The organism is Actinoplanes sp. CA-131856 (assembly GCF_050956135.1).
Taxonomy (GTDB): domain Bacteria; phylum Actinomycetota; class Actinomycetes; order Mycobacteriales; family Micromonosporaceae; genus Actinoplanes.
The window spans coordinates 3,070,224-3,088,204 of sequence record NZ_CP191849.1 but is presented as its reverse complement, the minus strand read 5'-3'; the positions used below and the strand labels follow the sequence as shown (position 1 = coordinate 3,088,204).

At 69.4% G+C, this 17,981-nt stretch carries 18 protein-coding genes; 8 read left to right on the top strand and 10 right to left on the bottom strand.

What is annotated here, in order from left to right; all coding sequences use genetic code 11:
• Window positions 1–52 precede the first annotated feature (52 nt).
• Together ACQP2X_RS14550 and ACQP2X_RS14545 are read left to right on the top strand one after the other, a co-directional pair.
• Window positions 53–718 carry a fasciclin domain-containing protein gene (locus ACQP2X_RS14550; RefSeq protein WP_498697211.1) on the top strand — a complete coding sequence of 222 codons (666 nt, stop codon included), beginning with the start codon at window positions 53–55 and terminating at the stop codon, window positions 716–718.
• The gene (locus tag ACQP2X_RS14545; RefSeq protein ID WP_498697209.1) at window positions 718–2,184 is read left to right on the top strand and encodes a molybdopterin-dependent oxidoreductase; all 1,467 of its coding nucleotides are present in this window, start codon (window positions 718–720) and stop codon (window positions 2,182–2,184) included. The genes ACQP2X_RS14550 and ACQP2X_RS14545 overlap by 1 nt, the downstream gene beginning before the upstream one ends.
• Here the strand turns inward: ACQP2X_RS14545 and ACQP2X_RS14540 are convergent.
• Both ACQP2X_RS14540 and ACQP2X_RS14535 read right to left on the bottom strand, forming a co-directional pair.
• On the bottom strand, window positions 2,171–2,620 hold the full coding sequence (locus ACQP2X_RS14540) for a hypothetical protein (RefSeq protein ID WP_498697207.1): 450 nt from the start codon (window positions 2,618–2,620) through the stop codon (window positions 2,171–2,173). The two genes, ACQP2X_RS14545 and ACQP2X_RS14540, sit on opposite strands and share 14 nt — an antisense overlap.
• A 15-nt stretch (window positions 2,621–2,635) precedes the next feature.
• Entirely contained in the window at window positions 2,636–5,110 is a 2,475-nt protein-coding gene (locus ACQP2X_RS14535) for a penicillin acylase family protein (RefSeq protein WP_498697206.1), read from the bottom strand.
• A gap of 218 nt (window positions 5,111–5,328) precedes the next feature.
• On the opposite strand from ACQP2X_RS14535, the gene ACQP2X_RS14530 reads away from it, so the two are divergent.
• Window positions 5,329–6,126, top strand: coding sequence for a class I SAM-dependent methyltransferase (locus tag ACQP2X_RS14530; RefSeq protein ID WP_498697203.1), 798 nt, complete (start codon window positions 5,329–5,331; stop codon window positions 6,124–6,126).
• Here the strand turns inward: ACQP2X_RS14530 and ACQP2X_RS14525 are convergent.
• From ACQP2X_RS14525 to ACQP2X_RS14490, 8 genes are all read right to left on the bottom strand, one after another.
• Entirely contained in the window at window positions 6,100–6,630 is a 531-nt protein-coding gene (locus ACQP2X_RS14525; protein WP_498697201.1) for a GNAT family N-acetyltransferase, read from the bottom strand. The two genes, ACQP2X_RS14530 and ACQP2X_RS14525, sit on opposite strands and share 27 nt — an antisense overlap.
• A gap of 465 nt (window positions 6,631–7,095) precedes the next feature.
• On the bottom strand, window positions 7,096–7,419 hold the full coding sequence (locus tag ACQP2X_RS14520) for a hypothetical protein (RefSeq protein WP_498697199.1): 324 nt from the start codon (window positions 7,417–7,419) through the stop codon (window positions 7,096–7,098).
• Window positions 7,420–7,586: 167 nt separating this feature from the next.
• On the bottom strand, window positions 7,587–8,363 hold the full coding sequence (locus ACQP2X_RS14515; protein WP_498697197.1) for an amino acid ABC transporter ATP-binding protein: 777 nt from the start codon (window positions 8,361–8,363) through the stop codon (window positions 7,587–7,589).
• 6 nt (window positions 8,364–8,369) lie between these two features.
• On the bottom strand, window positions 8,370–9,164 hold the full coding sequence (locus ACQP2X_RS14510; RefSeq protein ID WP_498697195.1) for an amino acid ABC transporter permease: 795 nt from the start codon (window positions 9,162–9,164) through the stop codon (window positions 8,370–8,372).
• A complete protein-coding gene (locus tag ACQP2X_RS14505) occupies window positions 9,164–9,982 on the bottom strand; it encodes a basic amino acid ABC transporter substrate-binding protein (RefSeq protein WP_498697193.1) in 819 nt (272 codons plus the stop codon). Before ACQP2X_RS14505 ends, ACQP2X_RS14510 begins: the two co-directional genes overlap by 1 nt.
• Before the next feature lie 228 nt (window positions 9,983–10,210).
• Window positions 10,211–11,167: an AfsR/SARP family transcriptional regulator gene (locus ACQP2X_RS14500; protein WP_498697191.1), complete on the bottom strand. Its 957-nt coding sequence runs from the start codon at window positions 11,165–11,167 to the stop codon at window positions 10,211–10,213.
• A gap of 10 nt (window positions 11,168–11,177) precedes the next feature.
• Window positions 11,178–12,530 (bottom strand): MFS transporter, encoded by a 1,353-nt coding sequence (locus ACQP2X_RS14495; RefSeq protein WP_498697188.1) that lies wholly within the window; start codon window positions 12,528–12,530, stop codon window positions 11,178–11,180.
• Between the two features lie 33 nt (window positions 12,531–12,563).
• Window positions 12,564–13,703 (bottom strand): SpoIIE family protein phosphatase, encoded by a 1,140-nt coding sequence (locus tag ACQP2X_RS14490; protein ID WP_498697187.1) that lies wholly within the window; start codon window positions 13,701–13,703, stop codon window positions 12,564–12,566.
• A 91-nt stretch (window positions 13,704–13,794) separates the two neighbouring features.
• Here ACQP2X_RS14490 and ACQP2X_RS14485 point away from each other — a divergent pair, with 91 nt between their 5' ends.
• The 5 genes from ACQP2X_RS14485 to dhaK are packed head-to-tail and all read left to right on the top strand — an operon-like array spanning window position 13,795 to window position 17,972.
• Window positions 13,795–14,517: a helix-turn-helix transcriptional regulator gene (locus ACQP2X_RS14485; RefSeq protein ID WP_498697184.1), complete on the top strand. Its 723-nt coding sequence runs from the start codon at window positions 13,795–13,797 to the stop codon at window positions 14,515–14,517.
• 20 nt (window positions 14,518–14,537) lie between these two features.
• Window positions 14,538–15,398 carry a class II fructose-bisphosphate aldolase gene (locus ACQP2X_RS14480; RefSeq protein WP_498697182.1) on the top strand — a complete coding sequence of 287 codons (861 nt, stop codon included), beginning with the start codon at window positions 14,538–14,540 and terminating at the stop codon, window positions 15,396–15,398.
• Window positions 15,392–16,162: an HAD-IA family hydrolase gene (locus ACQP2X_RS14475; RefSeq protein ID WP_498697180.1), complete on the top strand. Its 771-nt coding sequence runs from the start codon at window positions 15,392–15,394 to the stop codon at window positions 16,160–16,162. Before ACQP2X_RS14480 ends, ACQP2X_RS14475 begins: the two co-directional genes overlap by 7 nt.
• Entirely contained in the window at window positions 16,159–16,980 is an 822-nt protein-coding gene (locus ACQP2X_RS14470; RefSeq protein WP_498697178.1) for a DAK2 domain-containing protein, read from the top strand. Before ACQP2X_RS14475 ends, ACQP2X_RS14470 begins: the two co-directional genes overlap by 4 nt.
• Window positions 16,977–17,972 (top strand): dihydroxyacetone kinase subunit DhaK, encoded by a 996-nt coding sequence (gene dhaK / locus ACQP2X_RS14465; protein ID WP_498697177.1) that lies wholly within the window; start codon window positions 16,977–16,979, stop codon window positions 17,970–17,972. The genes ACQP2X_RS14470 and dhaK overlap by 4 nt, the downstream gene beginning before the upstream one ends.
• The last annotated feature ends 9 nt before the right edge of the window (window positions 17,973–17,981 follow it).

Sequence of the window (17,981 nt, the reverse complement as noted above, 5' to 3'; positions counted from 1 at the left end):
GGCCTCGTACCGAATCAAAGGTGTACGAACCCGATTCGGAGGAGTAAAACCCATGCGTGCACCGAAGCTCGTAGCCCTCACCGCGGCGACCCTGTTCACGATCTCGCTCGCGGCCTGCGGCAACGACTCCAACGACTCCAACGACTCCACCGATTCCGCCGCCCCGGCGGCACCGGCCTCCCCGGCGGCACCGGCCTCCCCGGCGGCACCGGCCTCCTCGCCGAGCATGTCCGATTCAATGGTCAACTTCGGCGAGGGCTGCGCCGCGGTGCCCGCCGACCCGGCGAACAAGGGCAGCTTCCAGGCGATGGCGCAGGTGCCGGTCGCGACCGCGGCCTCCGGCAACCCGCTGCTGTCGACGCTGGTCTCGGCGGTCAAGCAGGCCGGGCTGGTCGACTCGCTCAACTCGGCCGACGGGATCACGGTCTTCGCGCCCACCAACGACGCCTTCGGCAAGATCCCGCCGGCCGATCTGAAGAAGGTGCTGGCCGACAAGAAGACGCTGACCGACATCCTGACCTATCACGTGGTGCCCGGAAAGCTGACGCCGGCCGACCTGGCCGGCGACCACAAGACGCTGGAGGGCAAGGACCTGATGGTGGCGGGCTCGGGCACCGACTTCACGGTGAACGGCGCGGCCTCGGTAATCTGCGGCAACGTGCAGACCGCCAACGCCAACGTCTACATCGTCGACTCCGTCCTGATGCCGAAGAGCTGATGCGCGGCCTCCTGCGCGGCGCTGCGGCCGGGGTGCTCGCCGCGGGTCTCGGTGTCGCGGTCGCGGAGCTTTTCGCGGCCGCGGCCCGGCCCGGGGCCGGGCCGCTCGTGGTGGTGGGCGGCGCGGTCATCGACGCGACTCCGACGGCGGTGAAGGAGTTCGCCGTACGGGAGCTCGGCACCCACGACAAGCCGGTGCTGCTGGCGTCGGTCGGAGTGGTCCTGGCGCTGTTCGCCGCTCTGATCGGCGCCCTCGGGCAGCGCCGCCGCGTCCTGGTGGCGGCCGGCGCGGCGGTGCTCGGGGTGGCCGGCGCGGCCGCGGCTCTGTCGCGGCCCGCCGGCACGCTCCCCGACGCCGGCCCGTCGGTGCTGGCGGCCACCATCGCCGGCGCCACTCTGTGGTGGCTCCTGAACCAGGCGGCTCCCCCCTCCCCCGGGCGTCGGGCGTTTCTTCGGGGAGCGGCGCTCGTGGCCGGCGCGGCGGTGCTTGCGGAGGGCGGCGCGCTGCTCGTCCGGCGTACGGCCGGAAGGGTCCGCACCGACCTCCGCCTTCCGGCGCCGGCTTCGGCGGCCCAACCGTCGGATCCCGGCCTGGCCACCCCGACCCGCGACTTCTATCGGGTCGACACGGCGCTCACCGTGCCCCGGATCGATCCGGACACCTGGTCACTGCGGGTGCACGGCATGGTCGGCCGCGAGCTGCGGCTCACCCTCGACGATCTGCTGCGCCGCCCGCTCATCGAGCGGGACATCACCCTCAACTGCGTCTCGAACGAGGTCGGTGGCCCCTACATCGGCACGGCGCGCTGGCTCGGCGTACCCCTGGGCCCTCTGCTCCGGGAAGCCGGCCTGCTCGACAGCGCCGACCAGATCGTGGCCCGCTCGGCCGAGGGCATGACCATCGGCACGCCGGTCGCCACGGCTCTGGACGGCCGCGACACCATGCTGGCGGTCGCCATGAACGGCGCGCCCCTTCCGCCCGAGCACGGCTTCCCGGTGCGCATGCTGACCCCCGGGTTGTACGGCTACGCCGGCGCCTGCAAGTGGGTGAGCGAACTGGAACTGACCACCTTCGCCGCGTTCGACGCCTACTGGGTCGAGCGCGGCTGGGCCCGGGCCGGAACGGTCCGTACCGCCTCCCGCATCGACAAGCCGCGCCCGTTCGCCCGCCTCGCCCCGGGCCCGGTCACCGTCGCCGGTGTGGCCTGGGCCCAGCGCCGCGGCATCACGAAGGTCGAGATCAGCGTCGACGGCGGCCCCTGGCGGGAGGCCGAGCTGCTCCCGGTGCCCTCCGCCGACACCTGGGTGCAGTGGCGTTACCGCTGGAACGCCGCGGCCGGGCCGCACTCGCTGGCGGTCCGCGCCGTCGACGGTGACGGCGCCGTGCAGACCCGGGAACGGGCCACGCCCTTCCCCAGCGGGGCCACCGGATGGCACACCGTCACTGTCACCGTCACGCCCGCTTGACGGCCACCGTCACGCGGTGGGTGGTCGCGAAGACCGTACCGGCCCAGCCCTGTGCCTCTTGGAAGGCCAGGCTCGTGGTCTCCGCGGCGGCGCGGTCGGCGACCAGGGTGAAGGCGCCGCGGGCGAGCTCGCGGCGGTAGAAGGAGAGCACCGCCTCCGGGTCCGGCGCGCTCAGCACGAACGAGGCGCCGGACTCGGGGTCGGACAGGCTGGTCACCCGGCTGCCGGGCGGCAGCGGGAAGGCGGCCGGCACGTTGCGGGGCGCGGCCGCCCTGATCTCGTGGACCACACTGCGGACGCCGGGGGAAGCGGGAACCGGGGCGATCGCGGCCGGCTCGTCCCGGCGCGCCTCGGCCGGGGTGACGCTGCCGCAGGCACCCAGACCGGGGATGGCGAGCAGCGTGGCCAGGACGGTGACGATCCGCTTCGCGAGCATAGGCCCGATTATCACTCATCCGGTCCAGGTACCGACCGGGTACGTCTCATTGGCCAGCCAGCCCGGCAGCAGGTTCAGGGCGAACCGGTCACCCAGATCCTCGCTGGTCCCGCCGGGCAGCGAGCTCACCGACCGCCAGCCGGGCGCCTCGGCCTGGGCCACGAACCGGCGGGCCGGCACGAGGCTGAGGACGAACTTCTCTGGCGTGTCGGCGCGCAGCGGATGACCGGCCACGTCCGGCACGTTGCCGGCGCCGTCGATCGGGATGCCGGGCCCGGACGACGGGACCGAGTACGGCGCGCCGAGCGGCGACGCCAGCGTGAGCCGGTGCAGCTTGCCCCACCGGTAGTCGCGCTGGTCGGCCGAGTTGCCGAAGGCCGCCTTGAAGTTGTCGCTCGCGGCCAGCGTCAGCGCGTCGCCGAGGCTCTTGAGCATCAGGTGGTCCCGGCGCGCGGTGGGATCGGTGATGCCGGGCACGGCGAAGAAGTCGATGCCCGACTCGCCCACCCCGCCCCGCTCGACGAGCCGCTTGAGCGCCTGCACGGCGTGGAAGTCACTGGTCGTCGGCAGCCCTGCGAGGTGCCGGTCGAAGACCTCGGTGATGAACCGGCCCCGCCACAGCACGTAGATCGTGGCGGCCACGCTGTCCTCGATCTCCCGCGCGCTGGGCGCCCCGTCGTAATCCGTGGGAACACCGGTCGGGAAGGTGTGGTTCCACCGGCCCAGCCGGCCCACGGCCTCGGCGAGCCGTGCGTCCTTGCGCTTCGAACGGCCGAACGCGGCCTTCACCAACGGCACGAAATACTGCGCGTCCAGCGCGGTCGTGTCGGCCTGCATGGCGACGACGTCTCCGGCCGTGACGCCGCCCTCGCGAACCGCGGCCCGCACCATGTCGGTGATGCGGCCGCCGCGGAAACCGTTGTGGAAGAAGCTGAGGTACGAAATGCCGCCACCCGGTCGCAGCTGGTTGAACATGTCGTTGTCGAACGTGTTGGTCGTCGGATCGTTGTTGGCCGACACGATGAACCCGGCCGGCGGATCGACCACCTTGGGCATTTCGGCGAACGGCACGATTTCGTACGGCAGGGCCTGATGCGGTTGCCGATGACGGACCGGCAGCCATTCGTTGCCGCCCGTGCCGTCCCGCAGCAGATAGGGCGGATTACCCCGCACCTTCCCGGCCTGAAGGTCCTCACGGATGGGCACCTCGGCGTTGGTGAAGTAGGCGATGGTGCCCTTGCGGTCGGCGTAGACGAAATGCTGCCCGCCCACGTCGAAATATTGGATCGCCTCGCGGAAGTCACCGACGTCACGCGCCAGGTTGAACAGCCGGAACGTCTCCAGTTCGGCGGTCGGCGCGAACCCGGTGTACTGCACCGAGATGCCCGTGCCGGCCGTCCGGTCGTACGTCAGAAGGGGTCCGTTGTTGCGCCGCGGCACGATGAGCGTCCGAGCCGGCACGGCGCCGCCCGGAGGCACCACGTCGAGCGTGTCCGGTGCCGTCCGAGGGTTGACCCGGAATGTCTCCGGAATGGCCGTGACGGCCTCCCGCCGGCCTTGGAAAACCGTCGAAAGCCCGCTGGGCGAGGAGGCGTCGGCTTCGACCTTTTCGACGTACGTGTCGGTGACGTCCATGAAATGCTGGGTCGCACCGTAGGCGATGTCCCGGTTCTGCCCCAGAATGACGAACGGTGTACCCGGCAGGCTGTCGCCCTGCACGTCGAAGCCACCACCCCGCAGATCGATCGGGTGGAAGACGGACGGCGCGTCGATGCTGAGATGCGGATCGCTGGCCAGAATGGGCCGCCCGTTGGCGGTGTGCCGTCCACCGATGACCCACGAGTTGGAACCGCGATCCCCCGACCGGTTGAGCGCCGCCGCGATGAGCGGGGCCCGCTCGGCCTCTTTCAGATAGCCGGCCGCCATTGTCGCCACAGACGCGGGAAGGTCCACACCGTCGACCTGCGGCGACCTACCCGGCCGAGTCGCGGAATCGACCACCGGCGAGGCGGTCGAGAAGGGCGCGAACGGCATCAGATCCCCGAAGACAGCCTTCTGTCCGTCCTTGCCGGCCGCGTCGAATGCCCGTACGGCAGTGGTCCGGTCGATGTCCAGATCAAAAGAGAGGCTGAACGCGAGCGCTTTGATGACGACAAGACTGTCCACCTCGGTCCAGGGCGCCACCTTGGTGACCTTCACGGCCTGATATTGGCCGGGAAGCTTCCCGCGCGCGAGCCAATCGTTGACACCGTCCGCGTACGCCTTCAGGGCAGCCCGGGTCTCTTTCGACAGCAGCCCGAGCCCGCCCGCAGCCGACCGGCGAAGCCCCAGAGTCCGCATCTGAACATCACTGGCCAGCGCCCCACCACCGATCAGTTCGGCCAGAGTCCCCGAGGCGCGCCGCCGCGAGACGTCCATCTGGAACATTCGGTCCTCGGCGTGCACCATCCCTTGCAGATAGAACAGTTCCCGCTGACTACCGGCTCGCACATGGGACACCCCGTAGGCGTCCTTCTCCACAGTTCCCCCGCGCGGCGGGATTCCACTGATCAGCCCTCCGGCAAGCGCCGCCAGGGCAAAATACGGCCTGAGCATGAACGACTCCCCCTTGCATCGCCGACATCAGACCTCGTTCGGGGATGACCATCCATTCAGACGAATACAGTGACGCGCGTCACAGGCGCGACTCGAAGGGATGACCCGCAACCATGACCGACACCAACCGGGAAGCCCTGCGCACCACATTCGGCCAAGACGCCGAACTCTACGACCGATGCCGTCCGGCCTATCCGGCCCAGCTGTTCACCGACCTCGCCACCCTCGCGGACCTCGGTCCACGCGTCCGGGTGCTGGAGATCGGATGCGGAACCGGCCAAGCGACCCTGCCCCTGGCACAACGGGGATACGACATCGTCGCGATGGACCTCAGCCCCGACATGGCCGCCGTCGCCCGGCGCAATCTCGCGCGGTTCCCGAATGTCACAGTCGTCGCGGCGGCCTTCGAGGACTGGCCGGCCGCCGACGGAACCTTCGACGCGATCCTCTCGGCGACCGCGTTCCACTGGCTCGACCCGGAGTTGCGCATGACCAGAGCCGCCGACCTGCTGCGGCCCGGCGGATCCCTCGGCATCGTCTCGACACACCACATCGCCGGCGGGACGAACGCCTTCTTCGCCGACGTCCAGCGATGCTACGAACGCTTCGACCCCGCGACACCGCCCGGCATGCGCCTGACAACCGATGACGAAACCCCCGAGGAGGCGGCCGAGTTCGATCGATCGGCACGATTCGGGCCCGTCGAAATCCGGCGCTACGAGTGGCAACAGACCTACACGGCCCCCGAATATCTGAACCTGCTCATGACGTACTCCGGCCATCGAGCCATGGCGCCGCAGGCACGCGGCGACCTGTTCGCGTGCATCTCCCACCTGATCGACGACGTCTACAGCGGAGCAGTCACCAAGCAGTACCGGAACCGGCTAGCCATCGCCCGCAGGACATCGTGATCGGAATCCCTTCCCCGACAGTCTTTTCGCCATGACGTGCTCGCGACGCACACCGTCCGGCATGAGGTCGCCCTGCTCGTCCGTCTCGCGGAAGCCGTTCCGCTCGTAGAGCGCCCAGGCATTGTTGTTTCCGTCCGCCACCGCCAGCCGCAGTTCCGCCGCACCGGCGTGCCGGGCCCATTGCTCCACCCGCTGGATCAAAAGGTCACCCAGTCCGCGACCGCGGCCGTGCGGGGCGACGTACATCGAAATCAGCTCGACGGTCCCAGCCTGATCGGTCAGCACGCCGCTGGCCATTCCGGCCGCTTTTCCGTCGACCGACGCCACCAAATTGTAGGAGCCAGGGACAGCGAGCCGTGCACGCCAGCGTTCCTCCCGGTCACCGTCGCCTTGCCAGTCCGCCAGCCGCGACCCGAAGGCGTACGGCGCCTCGGTCAGCGCGCAGAGCCGGAGCTCCCGCCACAGCGCCCAGTCGTCATCAGTAAGGACACGAACCTCAATCATCCGCGAAGTTTGCCCCGCACCCCGAGAACGGACAAATCAATATGAGACCCACCGGTCGCGCGGCTCTTGACGCACGCCTCCTTGCTGGTCGCCGCGTTCTTCGACTCCGGCTCACTGCCGATCGCCGGTATCGTCGCCGGACTCTGCGCCATCGTGCTCGCCGTGGCCCTGGCCTGTCGCCGTTGCTGAAGCACCACTGAGACTTCTTGGGTTCTAGGGATTGATGCTTGACGAGCATGGCCGCTTCCTTCCCCCGGGTCGCGCCAATCGTGCCGTCTGTCGTTGAGATGAGGTCCTCGACGCCAGGCGCCCGGCAGTCATAAGCGCTCGCTGCGGCGTGTCATCCCGCCGACCTGCTCGGCGAACGTCTTCGATCCGCGGGCAACATCGCCGGCAGCCGCCGGTAGCGCGAGCAAACCCGCCGGGACCAGACCGAGCACGGTGGGCATCGAGATCCGGATCGGCCTAATGGCAGAGTCCAAGGATCTTGATGCCCACACCGCAGGAAGCGACCACACAAGCCGCGACGGCGAGGAGCGCCCGGGCGACGACCAGAATCGCCCTCCGGCCGTTCCAGGTCACCGGGAGCAACTGTTCCACGATGATCACCCACAGCCAGAGCAGTAGCAGCGCCGGGTAGTACAGGTCCCACATCTCGTTGGGGAAAGCACTGGCGTTACCGGAAGCGTTGTAGTTCCGGCAGTCGCGCACGTCGGTGATCGGCTGCAGCGCCACCGTCAGCACCACCAGCAGAGCGCCGCCGACCAGCAGCGCCCAGAAGCCGGCCAACGGTGACCGGGGCTTCGACAGACCGGCGCGCTCACCCTCGAAGAAGAAGATCCTGGCCTCCCTTGATCGCGCCGGAACAGTAGCCGATCAAAGCACGTCCCCTGATCCCCGCGCGCGGCTGCCGCCGAAGGCTCAAGACGCTGGGCCAAGTCGCTGCTCGGCAAGGACTAATCCGTCAGGTGAGCGCCGATCTCGGTTTCACTGACTCGGGTGGGCTCCAGGACCCGGTGGAGGAACTCTCGCGTGCGGGGCTCTCGTGGCTTGTTGAACACCTCGGCCGGTGGGCCCTGTTCGACGATCACGCCGGCGTCCATGAAGACGACCCGGGACGCGACCTCTCGGGCGAACGCCATCTCGTGTGTCACCACCAGCATGGTCATGCCGTCGGCGGCCAAGCCTCGCATGACGGCCAGGACCTCGCCCACCAGTTCGGGGTCCAGGGCGCTTGTCGGCTCGTCGAACAGCATCAGCTTCGGGTCCATGGCCAGGGCCCGCGCTATCGCCACCCGCTGCTGCTGGCCGCCGGAGAGCTGGGCCGGATACGACGCCGCCTTGTCGGTCAGGCCCACCCGGTCGAGGTTCGCCGTGGCTACACGGTTGGCTTCCGTGCGGCCTCTCTTGAGGACCCGGCGCTGGGCGATGGTCACGTTCTCGCGGACCGTCAGGTGGCCGAACAGGTTGAACTGCTGGAAGACCATGCCGATGCCGCGACGTACCTCGTCGATGTCGGTGTCGGGGTCGGTGACCTCGACGCCGGCCACGCGGATGGAGCCCGACGTGGGCTCCTCCAACAGGTTCACGCAGCGCAGCAGTGTGGACTTGCCCGAGCCGGACGGGCCGATCACGCAGACGACCTCGCCCGGTTCGACCTTCAGGTCGATGCCGCGGAGGACCTCCAGCTTGCCGAACGACTTGTGCAGCTCAGTGATCTCGATGGTGGACATCGTCGGTCACCTCTCCCTCGCGGCCCGGCGCTCCAGCACGCGGACGACCTGTGACAGCGGCAGGGTGATCACCAGGTACAGCAGGCCGGCCACGACCAGCGGGGTCGGGTTGACCTTGGTGTTGAGGGTGTCGCCCGCGAACTTGGTCAGTTCGATCGTGGCCGGGGTGACGCCCAGGACGTACACCAGAGAAGTGTCCTTGGTCAGCAGGATGATCTCGTTGGTCAGCGGTGGTATGACGATGCGGAAGGCCTGCGGCAACACGATGGAGATCATCGCGCGGGTGTGCGACATTCCCAGGGTCCGTGCCGCCTCGAGCTGACCTTTGGGTACGGCTTGAATGCCGGCCCGGATGGTCTCGGCCATGTACGCGGCGGCGGTCAGGCCGAGGCCGACGGTGACCGAGCCGTACACCCCGCCCGGAATCTCCCGGTCGGGGAAGGCCAGCGGCACGCCGTAGCCGACCATGAAGAGGACGAGCAGGGCGGGCAAACCACGGAACAATTCGATGTACGCCGTCGCGGCCCACCGGTACGGCAGGATCGACGAGAGGCGCATCAGGGCGAGCACGAGCCCCACTGACAAGCCGAAGACGAACGCCAGCAGCGTGTAAAGAATGGTGTTCCGGAGGGCGACGGTGATCGCCTCGGGGAACATGCTGCGGGCGACGTCGCCGCGGAAGAACGCGTCGGCCAGGCGGTCCCAGTCGGCCGCGGCCACCACGATCAGGATGGCCGCGGCGAAGACGACGTAGCCGGCGACGCGGACGAGCCGCTGTCGCCGGCGGCGGCTGAGTTTCATCAACTGGCCGGCTTCTCGCCGATCCATTCCTTATAGATCTTGTCGTACGACCCTTCGCTGCGAGCAGCCGCAAGCGCCTCGTTCACGGTCTTCAGCAGCTCGGCGTTGCCCTTCTTGACGGCGAAGCCGTACTGCTCGCCGGTGTCGAACCCGGCCGCGACGACGACCTTGCCCGGGTTGGCCTTGATGTACTCGTTCCAGACCGGCAGGTCGTTGACGGCGGCCGCGACCTGGTTGGTGGCCAGCGCCTGCTGCAGGGCCGCGAGGTCCTTGTAGGAGACCACCTCGATCTTGAGGCTCTTCTCCTTGACCTGGGCGTTGATGTACTCCTCACCGGTGGTGCCGCCCTGCACACCGAGCCGCTTGCCGACCAGTTCCTCGAGCGTCTTGACCTCTTTACCGGTCTGCACGGCCAGGGCCTGGGTGGCGTCGAAGTACGGATCGGAGAAGTCGATCACCTTCTTGCGCTCGTCGGTGATCGTCATACCGGCCGCGGCCACGTCGCACTTGCCCGAGTTCAGGTCGGCACCGGACTTGATGCCCTCGAACGGCGTGTCCACGATCTCCTGCTTCACGGAGAGCTTCGTGGCGACCAGATCGATCAGCGCGACGTCGAAGCCGACCACCTTGCCGGTGTCGTCCTTCGACTGGAACGGCGCGTAGGGAAGGTGCGTGCACGTGGTCAGCACGCCGGATTTCACCAGCGCCACGCCGCTCTCGGTGGTGCCACCGGTGTCCTTCTTGGCGCAGCCGGTAGCTGCGATCATCGTGGCGGCCACCAGCGCGACCGCCGCACGGGCATGTCCCAGCTTCTTCATGGGAGTCAGAGTAATTCATCTCGATCAATAACGAGGATCACCGATCGAACTCGGCTTGACAACGATGTCGCGCCGGACAAGCTCGCTGCCGCGGCGACGGCCACCGAGCCGCCCCCCACGCGCGGCGCCGGCCCGGCCGATCGAAGGACGGCACCGGCGAGGCCGCCAAGACCATGGCCGCCCGGCGTTGCGGGTGCGCCGGGCATCGGGACGGCCAACCGCACCAGATCAGATGATCCGTCCCGGATCGGGCGGAAAGAGATCGTGCCCGTCCCAGGGGTCGACCGGCTCGCCGTAGTGGGATTCCCCGTCCTCACCCTCACCAGCTCGCCGCACGGGCGAGGGCTCGACCCGGGCGGGGTCGGCACGTGGCGGCCCGGGCTCGACGCGGGTGCGTTCGACACGCGGGGCCGCCGACTCGACACGGGTGCGTTCGACACGCGGGGGTGACGGCTGGACGCGGGTGCGATCGACGCGCGCGGCAGCGGGGGCCGCATGAGCGGGATCCACCGGCGCGGGCTCATGGTGCGGGTGATCGACACGCGCGGCAGCGGGGGCCGCACGAGCGGGATCCGCCGGCGCGGGCTCATCGTGCGAGTGATCGACACGCGCGGCAGCGGGGGCCGCACGAGCGGGATCCGCCGAGGGAGACGCGAACTCGACCCGCGTGCGGTCGACACGCGCGGGCTCGGTGCCGGCGTGGAACGGGGCCGGTGATGGAGATGCGGGCTCGGCCCGGGTGGGGTCGAGGGGGAGCCGGGCGCGTTCCTCGACCAGGCGGGTGCGGGCCGCCTGGAAGAACGGGCCGGTCAGGCCGGCCAGCGGGTCGCCCTGCCACAGTGACAACGCTCGGGTCGTGTCGCCGGTGGTCGCCGCGGCCCGGAACGCGTGGGCGTCCACCGCGCCCTCGTCGGGGTGCAAGGCGTAGCCGGCTTCGGTCAGGACAATCAGGGACGGGCCCAAGGCTCGGCGCAAGTTTCCGATGAAGCGATATACCGCTTCCGTCGCGTTCGGGGGTGGGTCGCCGCTCCACAACGCCGTCACGATCTCGGGCAGGGGCGCGGGGCGGCCCTCGCGCAGGAGCAGCATGGCCAGCAGCGCCTGCTGCTTGACCGGTCCGAGATCCACCGGAGCGGCGTCCCGGTAGGCGCGGACCGGGCCGAGGATCTCGAACCGTACGCCCATGGTCCTGACTTTATCGGTCTGCTGGTGGGGCGCCGAGGGCGGCGGCCGCATCCTCCCCGTACGTGCGCTGCCCGCGCAGGACGATCAGGCTTCCGACGATCAAGGGCAACAGCACCACGGTGTACGCCCACCGCAGCGACCCGGTCGCGTCGGAGGCGATGCCGATCAGCCACGGCCCGAGCGCGCCGCCCAGCGTGACCAGCAGTTGCAGCACCGCGAAGCCCAGGCCCCGGCGGTGGGCCGCCACCACGTCGGCGTTGGCCGCGGTCAGGTTCGCGATGGCCCCGGCGAAACCCGCGTTGGCCAGCGTGAAGCAGATGGCCTGCGGCACCAGGACCGGCACGCTGACCGCGCCGGCCAGGAACACCGTGCCCGCCAGCAGCGACCAGCCGCCGATCGCCACCCGCCGCTCGTGGTGACGGTCGCCGAGCCAGCTGCCGGCCAGGATGCCGGCGACGATGCCGACCAGGCCGGCCCCTCCCCCGACGGCCGCGGCCGACGCCTCGGGCAGGTCGAACTCGCGGGCGTAGAACGACGGCATCCAGAAGAACAGGCCGCCGAGGCCGAAGAACAGGATGCTCAGGCCGGTGATCACCGAGCGCAGGGTGCGGATGCGCAGCAGGATGGTCAGCTGTTCCCGCATCGGCAGCGCCGGTGGCGGCGCCTCGGGCGAGGCGGTGGCCGTGTCGCCGTACCACAAGGAAAGCTCGTCGCCGACGCCCCGGACCGGCTCGCGGACCGTGAGCACCAGAAGCGCGATGATCACGCCGGGGACGGCGATCAGGAAAAAGCCGGTGCGCCAGCCGACCGTCTGCGCGAGGGCGCCGCCGGCGATGACACCGATCGGGAGCCCGGCGAAATACGCCATCCGCTCGTAGCCGTACGCCCGCGCCCGTCCCGGACCGGGGTAGAGGTCGCCGAGCAGGCTGGACGACGGCGGGTTGTAAAGCTGACCGGCCGCGCCGAGCAGCACCCGCACGGCGAACAGCGTCGCGTACGAGCCGGCGAGCCCCGTCCCGACGGTGAGCAGCGCCCAGATCGCGACGATGGCGGCGATGGTCCACGTGCGCTTGCCGGTGTCGGCGAGTTTGCCGGCCGGCAGCAGCAGGATGATCGCGGCGAGCGCTCCGGCGGTGGCGATGGCGCCGCCCGCGCTGTCGCTGAAGCCGAACTCCTCCTGGATCGCGGGCAGGGCGCCGGCCAGCAGGTTGTATTCGATCCGGTCGATGGCGGCGACGAGCGCCACGCAGATCGCCGGCCACCATCCGAAGGGAGCGCCGCTGCCGCGCCGGACGGTGACCGGTGGCCGGCCGGCGTGGACGGTGACCTGTCTGATCTCCTCGGACTCGCCAGTGACCGCCATCCCGGCACCCTATCGTTAGGAAACGCCGTTTCGCTAGGGGACACAAAGCTCCGGCACGCCGATCGCCATGACGGCGGTGTCGTCCTCGAGCCCGTCGCCGAAATCGTCGAGCAGGCCGATGAACGCCTCGACCACCTTGACGGCGTCGGCCGGGGCCAGACCGTCGGCGAACCGGGTCACGGCGCCCACCCCGAAGCGATCACCGGCCCGCCGCGCCTCCGTGATGCCGTCGGTGTAGAGCACGATGGTGTCGCCGAGCCCTAAGGTCAGCGTGGTGTTGGTGTACGCCGAGTCGGGGAACACGCCGACCAGCCGCCCCCGGGTGGGGTGGCTGTGCGCCGTCCCGTCGGCGCGCAGCACCACCGGCTCGGGGTGGCCGCCGCTGGCGATCACCAGGTCGCAGCCGTCCCGGCCCGGCCGCGGGGTGAGGATGCCGAAGACGACGGTGCAGTACCGGGCGTCCTCCCGATATTCCTGGTAGAGGACCTGGTTGAGGTTGTGCAGGACGGCGGCCGGGTCCGGGTCGTAGACCGCGGCGGCCCGCAGCGTGTACCGGGCCAGGGCCGTCACCGCGGCCGCGCCGATGCCCTTGCCGCTCACGTCGCCCAGGAAGAACCCCCACCGGCCGTCACTCAGCGGGAACAGATCGTAGAAGTCGCCGCCGACCTCGTCGGTCGAGGCCATCCGGTAATGGGCCGCCGTCCGCAGTCCGGGAGGGGTCGGCAGCACCGCCGGGAGCAGGCTGCGCTGAAGGTCGGCGACCAGGTGGCGCAGGCGGTCGCTCTCGCGTTCGGCCGTCCGGCGGGCGTGCAGCAGCTCCTGCTCGTAGGCGTTCCGCTCCCGGCCGTCGAACACGATCGTACGGACGCTGCCGTCCTTGACCAGCGCGCTGACCAGCACCGGGAACCGGCGGCCGTCCTTGGCCAGCAGATCGAGCGCGATGCCGCTGATCTCACCCTGCATGAGCAGCAGCGGCGCGAAGTGGGTCTCGTAGTAGATCCGGGCGCCGACGGTGAGCAGGTCACCGAAGCGCCGGCCGCCGAGCACCTCGTCCCGCGTATATCCGAGCCAGCCGAGCAGTGTCGCGTTGACCTTGATGATCGTGCCGTCCGGCCGGGTCGAGAGGTTGCCGCAGGGCGCGTTCTCGTACAGGTCGGCGTTGTCTTCGAGCAAAGCGGGGAACCTTCGACTTGAGGGGGCTGTTCCACGTTATCGGGCCGCTCAGGCCCTTTTGATCCGGGCGCGCGGAACATACGTTCGGTAGATGGCTCCCGGCGAGGGGTTCCGGCTTGCGGAGGCGGTGGCCGACGTCTACGGCGACCTGCGGCTCGAGGCTGTGCTGCGGCGGCTGTTGCGGCACAGCGCGCGGCTCACCGGCTCGGCCGCGGGCAGCATCTCGCTGATCGACGCCGGCTCGGGGCATTACACAAAGGCGGCCGAGTACGGGGCGTTCTGCCGGCTGGGCGACACGTTCCCGCTGGACGAGGGGGCGACCGGGCGCGCGTTCGCCCGCCGGCGGCCGGTGGTGATCGCCGAGTACGGGCAGTTGCGCTCGGGTCATCTGGTCTCGGCCGACCGGGTGCGGCGCGGGTCGGCGGCGGCCGTGCCGATCTGGTGGCGCGACGACGTGATCGCGGTGAGCGTGACCTTCGCACCCGCCTTCACCACGCGGGAGGTGGACGATCTGGAGATGCTCACCCAGGCGGCGGCCGCGGCCATCGTCCGTACGGCCCGCTGGGAAAGCCCCGGTCTTCCCCTGCCCGCGCCGGTGCCCTTCACCACCCGCGAGCTGGGGGTTCTCGAGCTGATGCGGCAGGGCCTGACCTACCGCGAGATCGCGTCCCGGCTCGGCCTCTCCCCCAAGACGGTCGAGAAGCACGTGGGTGCGGTCATTCGCAAGACCGGGACCCGCAACCGTACGGCCGCGGTGGTCACCGCCTTGGAGAGCGGCTGGGTGGGGGATTCACCCCATACCGCGACCGGGTGATCGGTGGCTTGACTGGGCTCATGCCCGTCGTGCCGATGAAAGAGATCCTCGATCGCGCGCTGGCCGGCCGTTACGGGGTCGGCGCCTTCAACATCGTCAACGATCTGAGCATCGAGGCGGTGCTCGCGGCGGCCGTCGAGGAGCGCGCGCCGGTCATCCTGCAAACCTCGGTCAAGACCGTTCTGATGTACGGCCGGAGGCAGCTCCACGACATTTTCCACGCACTCGCCCGCGACGTCGACGTGCCGGTCACCCTGCACCTGGACCACTGCCCCGACCGTACAGTCATCTCGGATTGCCTGGCCGGAGGCTGGAACTCGGTGCTGTTCGACGCGCACGAGCTCGACGTGGCGGAGAACCTGCGGCAGACCACGGAGGTGGTCGCCGAGGCGAGGCGGACGGGCGCGCACGTCGAGGGCGAGATCGAGGGAATCCAGGGCGTCGAGGACGACATCGGCTCGGACGAGGCGTCCCGCATCCAGTCGCTGGAGGTGGCGGTCGACTTCATCAAGAACACGGGCGTCGACTGTTTCGCCCCGGCGATCGGAAACGCGCACGGCCAGTACAAGAAGGCGCCGACGCTGGACGCGCAGCGGGTGAGCGACCTGGTGGCGGCGACGGGGGTGCCGATGGCCCTGCACGGCGGCACGGGACTGTCCGACGAGCAATTCACGGACCTGATCGCCCGGGGCTGCGCGAAGGTGAACATCTCGACGGCGCTGAAGGAGAGCTACATGCAGTCGTCGCTGGCCCACCTGCGCGTGGCCGAGGAGTCCGGCAAATGGGATCCGCCGGCGCTGTTCCGCCATCAGCGGGCCGCGGTGATGGAAATGGCGAGGCACCACATCCGGCTCTTCGGAGGGGCGGGCCGGGCATGGTGACGGCGTTGGTCTTCGACTGCGACGGGGTCCTGGCCGACACGGAACGCTACGGCCATCTGCCGGCGTTCAACGCCACGTTCGAGAAGTTCGGCCTGCCCGCTCAGTGGAGCGAGAAGGAGTACGGAGAGAAGCTGAGAATAGGCGGCGGCAAGGAAAGAATGGCCAGCCTGTTCGACGACCCGGCATTCGCCGCGGCGGTGGGCGACGCCGACCGTACGGAGAAGCTGGCGACCTGGCACAAGGCGAAGACGGCGGCCTTCAAGCGGTTGGTGGCGGAGGGCCGCATTCCGCCCCGCCCCGGCGTGGCCCGCATCATCCGCGAGGCCCTGGCCAGGGGCTGGACGGTAGCGGTGGCATCGACGTCGGCCGAGGAGTCGGTGCGGGCGGTCCTGGAGAACGCGATAGGCGCCCTGATCAGCGAGGTCCCGGTCTTCGCGGGCGACATAGTGCCGGCGAAGAAGCCGGATCCGGCGATCTACAACTTGACGGTGAAGAGCCTGGGCCTGTCCCCAGCCGACACATTGGTCGTCGAGGACTCCCGAAACGGTTTGCTGGCCGCAACCGCCGCGGGCCTCAAGTGTCTGGTGACAGTGAACGGTTACACCAGGGACGAGGACTTCTCGGAGGCCATGCTGGTGGTGTCGGAGCTGGGCGACCCGGGCCGCCCGCCGATCGAGGTGCTGGCCAACCGGGCGAAGGCCCACCCGGCCGCTTTCCTGACCCTCGACGACTTGGAAGCCTGCCTTCCCGGAGGACCCGAATGAGCATCACCGAAACAGAGCGGGTAGTCCGGACAATAGCCGAGACCGCCATAGAGAACGAAAAATACTTCGGCGACCTGGACTCGGTAGTAGGCGACGGCGACTTCGGCTATTCCTTGGCCCGAGGCTTCGAAAAGCTCCTGGAATCATGGGACGACTTGGACCGTTCATCGTCCGGCGCCTTCCTCAAGCGCACGGGAATGACCATCGCGTCACGCATAGGCGGCACGTCAGGCCCGATATGGGGCACAGCTTTCATCCGAGCAGGCGCCGCAGCAGCCACAAACGCGCCCGGCACAGCCACCACAACCGGGTCGGCGACCACAGCCAGCCCCACATCCCTCAATCCCACACAGGACAAGCCGTTCACAGCCGGCGAAGCCAACACAACGCCCCAAGCCAACGCGCCAGGCGCAGGCGGCGCGGGTAGCGCGGGCGGCGCGGCAGGCGCGGGCGGCGCGGCAGGCCGCTCGGATGTGAGTGGGCCGGTCGTGGTGGCGATGCTGCGGGCGGCCATCGAGGGGATCAAGGCGCGCGGCCAATCCGACGTAGGCGACAAGACATTGCTGGACGCCTTGGTCCCGTTGACGGACAGCCTCGCCCGTTCGGTGAGCGAGGGCGCCCCGGCCGAGGAGGCGCTCCGGGCTGCCGCGGCCGCGGCCCGGGAGGCGGCCGACGCCACGAGCGGCATGGTCGCGAAGCGGGGACGCGCTGCGTACACCGGCGAACGCAGCAGGGGCTCGGTCGACGCCGGCGCCATGGCGGTGGCGGTCATCGCCGAACGAATCAGCGAGACCTGGAAGCAAGGAGCGGCGTCGTGAAGAAGTTCGTGAACGATCCGAAGAGCTACGTCCCGGAGATGCTGGAGGGCGTGGCCCTGGCCAACCCCGGCACCCTCAGATACATCCCCGCCTACAACCTGATCATGCGCTCCGACGCCCCGTCGGAGTCGAAGGTATCGATCGTCCAGGGCTCCGGCTCCGGCCACGAACCGGCCCACGTCATGGCAGTAGGCAAGGGAATGCTCGACGCAGCCTGCCCCGGCGACGTGTTCGCCGCCCCACCGATGGACTACGTCTACGAGACGGCCAAACTGCTGGCTTCTCCCAAGGGCGTCCTCCTCCTGGTCAACAACTACACCGGCGACCGCATGGCCTTCGACATGGGCAAGGAAATGGCCGAGGCCGACGGCGTACGCTGCGAAATCCTCACGATCAACGACGACGTGGCCGTCCAGGACTCCCTCTACACGGTCGGCCGCCGAGGCGTCGCCGGCAACTTCTTCGTCATCAAGGCCGTAGGCGCCGCCGCCGAACAAGGCGCCTCCATAGATGACCTGCTCCGCATAGGCCGCAAGGTCAACGACCTCACCCGAACCATGGGCGTGGCCTTGACCGCCTGCACCCCACCCGCCAAGGGCTCCCCCTTGTTCGAGCTGGGCGCCGACGAGATCGAGTTCGGCGTAGGCATCCACGGCGAACCAGGCCGCGAACGCCGCAAGCTGACCTCAGCCGACCAGATAGTCGACGACATGCTGGACGCCGTAGTCCCCGACCTCCCCTACGAATCCGGCGACCGCGTAGCCCTAATGATCAACGGCCTGGGCGGCACCCCGATAAGCGAGCTGTACATCCTTTACCGCCGAGCCCACCAGCGCTTGGCCGACCAGGGCATAACCATCGGCCGAAGCTACGTCAACGAATACTGCACCTCCTTGGACATGGCCGGAGCCTCCCTGACCTTGGTACGCCTCGACGACGAAATCGAGCCTCTGCTGACCGCCCCCGCCGAGGCCGCCGTCCGAGTCTTCTAACCACCCGGC

Excerpts from the sequence above, each read along its gene's own strand:
- ACQP2X_RS14550 (WP_498697211.1), top strand. The coding sequence starts at position 53 with ATGCGTGCACCGAAGCTCGTAGCCCTCACCGCGGCGACCCTGTTCACG.
- ACQP2X_RS14545 (WP_498697209.1), top strand. The coding sequence starts at position 718 with ATGCGCGGCCTCCTGCGCGGCGCTGCGGCCGGGGTGCTCGCCGCGGGT.
- ACQP2X_RS14540 (WP_498697207.1), bottom strand. The coding sequence starts at position 2,620 with ATGCTCGCGAAGCGGATCGTCACCGTCCTGGCCACGCTGCTCGCCATC.
- ACQP2X_RS14530 (WP_498697203.1), top strand. The coding sequence starts at position 5,329 with ATGACCGACACCAACCGGGAAGCCCTGCGCACCACATTCGGCCAAGAC.
- ACQP2X_RS14525 (WP_498697201.1), bottom strand. The coding sequence starts at position 6,630 with ATGATTGAGGTTCGTGTCCTTACTGATGACGACTGGGCGCTGTGGCGG.
- ACQP2X_RS14515 (WP_498697197.1), bottom strand. The coding sequence starts at position 8,363 with ATGTCCACCATCGAGATCACTGAGCTGCACAAGTCGTTCGGCAAGCTG.
- ACQP2X_RS14510 (WP_498697195.1), bottom strand. The coding sequence starts at position 9,164 with ATGAAACTCAGCCGCCGCCGGCGACAGCGGCTCGTCCGCGTCGCCGGC.
- ACQP2X_RS14505 (WP_498697193.1), bottom strand. The coding sequence starts at position 9,982 with ATGAAGAAGCTGGGACATGCCCGTGCGGCGGTCGCGCTGGTGGCCGCC.
- ACQP2X_RS14500 (WP_498697191.1), bottom strand. The coding sequence starts at position 11,167 with ATGGGCGTACGGTTCGAGATCCTCGGCCCGGTCCGCGCCTACCGGGAC.
- ACQP2X_RS14495 (WP_498697188.1), bottom strand. The coding sequence starts at position 12,530 with ATGGCGGTCACTGGCGAGTCCGAGGAGATCAGACAGGTCACCGTCCAC.
- ACQP2X_RS14485 (WP_498697184.1), top strand. The coding sequence starts at position 13,795 with ATGGCTCCCGGCGAGGGGTTCCGGCTTGCGGAGGCGGTGGCCGACGTC.
- ACQP2X_RS14480 (WP_498697182.1), top strand. The coding sequence starts at position 14,538 with ATGCCCGTCGTGCCGATGAAAGAGATCCTCGATCGCGCGCTGGCCGGC.
- ACQP2X_RS14475 (WP_498697180.1), top strand. The coding sequence starts at position 15,392 with ATGGTGACGGCGTTGGTCTTCGACTGCGACGGGGTCCTGGCCGACACG.
- ACQP2X_RS14470 (WP_498697178.1), top strand. The coding sequence starts at position 16,159 with ATGAGCATCACCGAAACAGAGCGGGTAGTCCGGACAATAGCCGAGACC.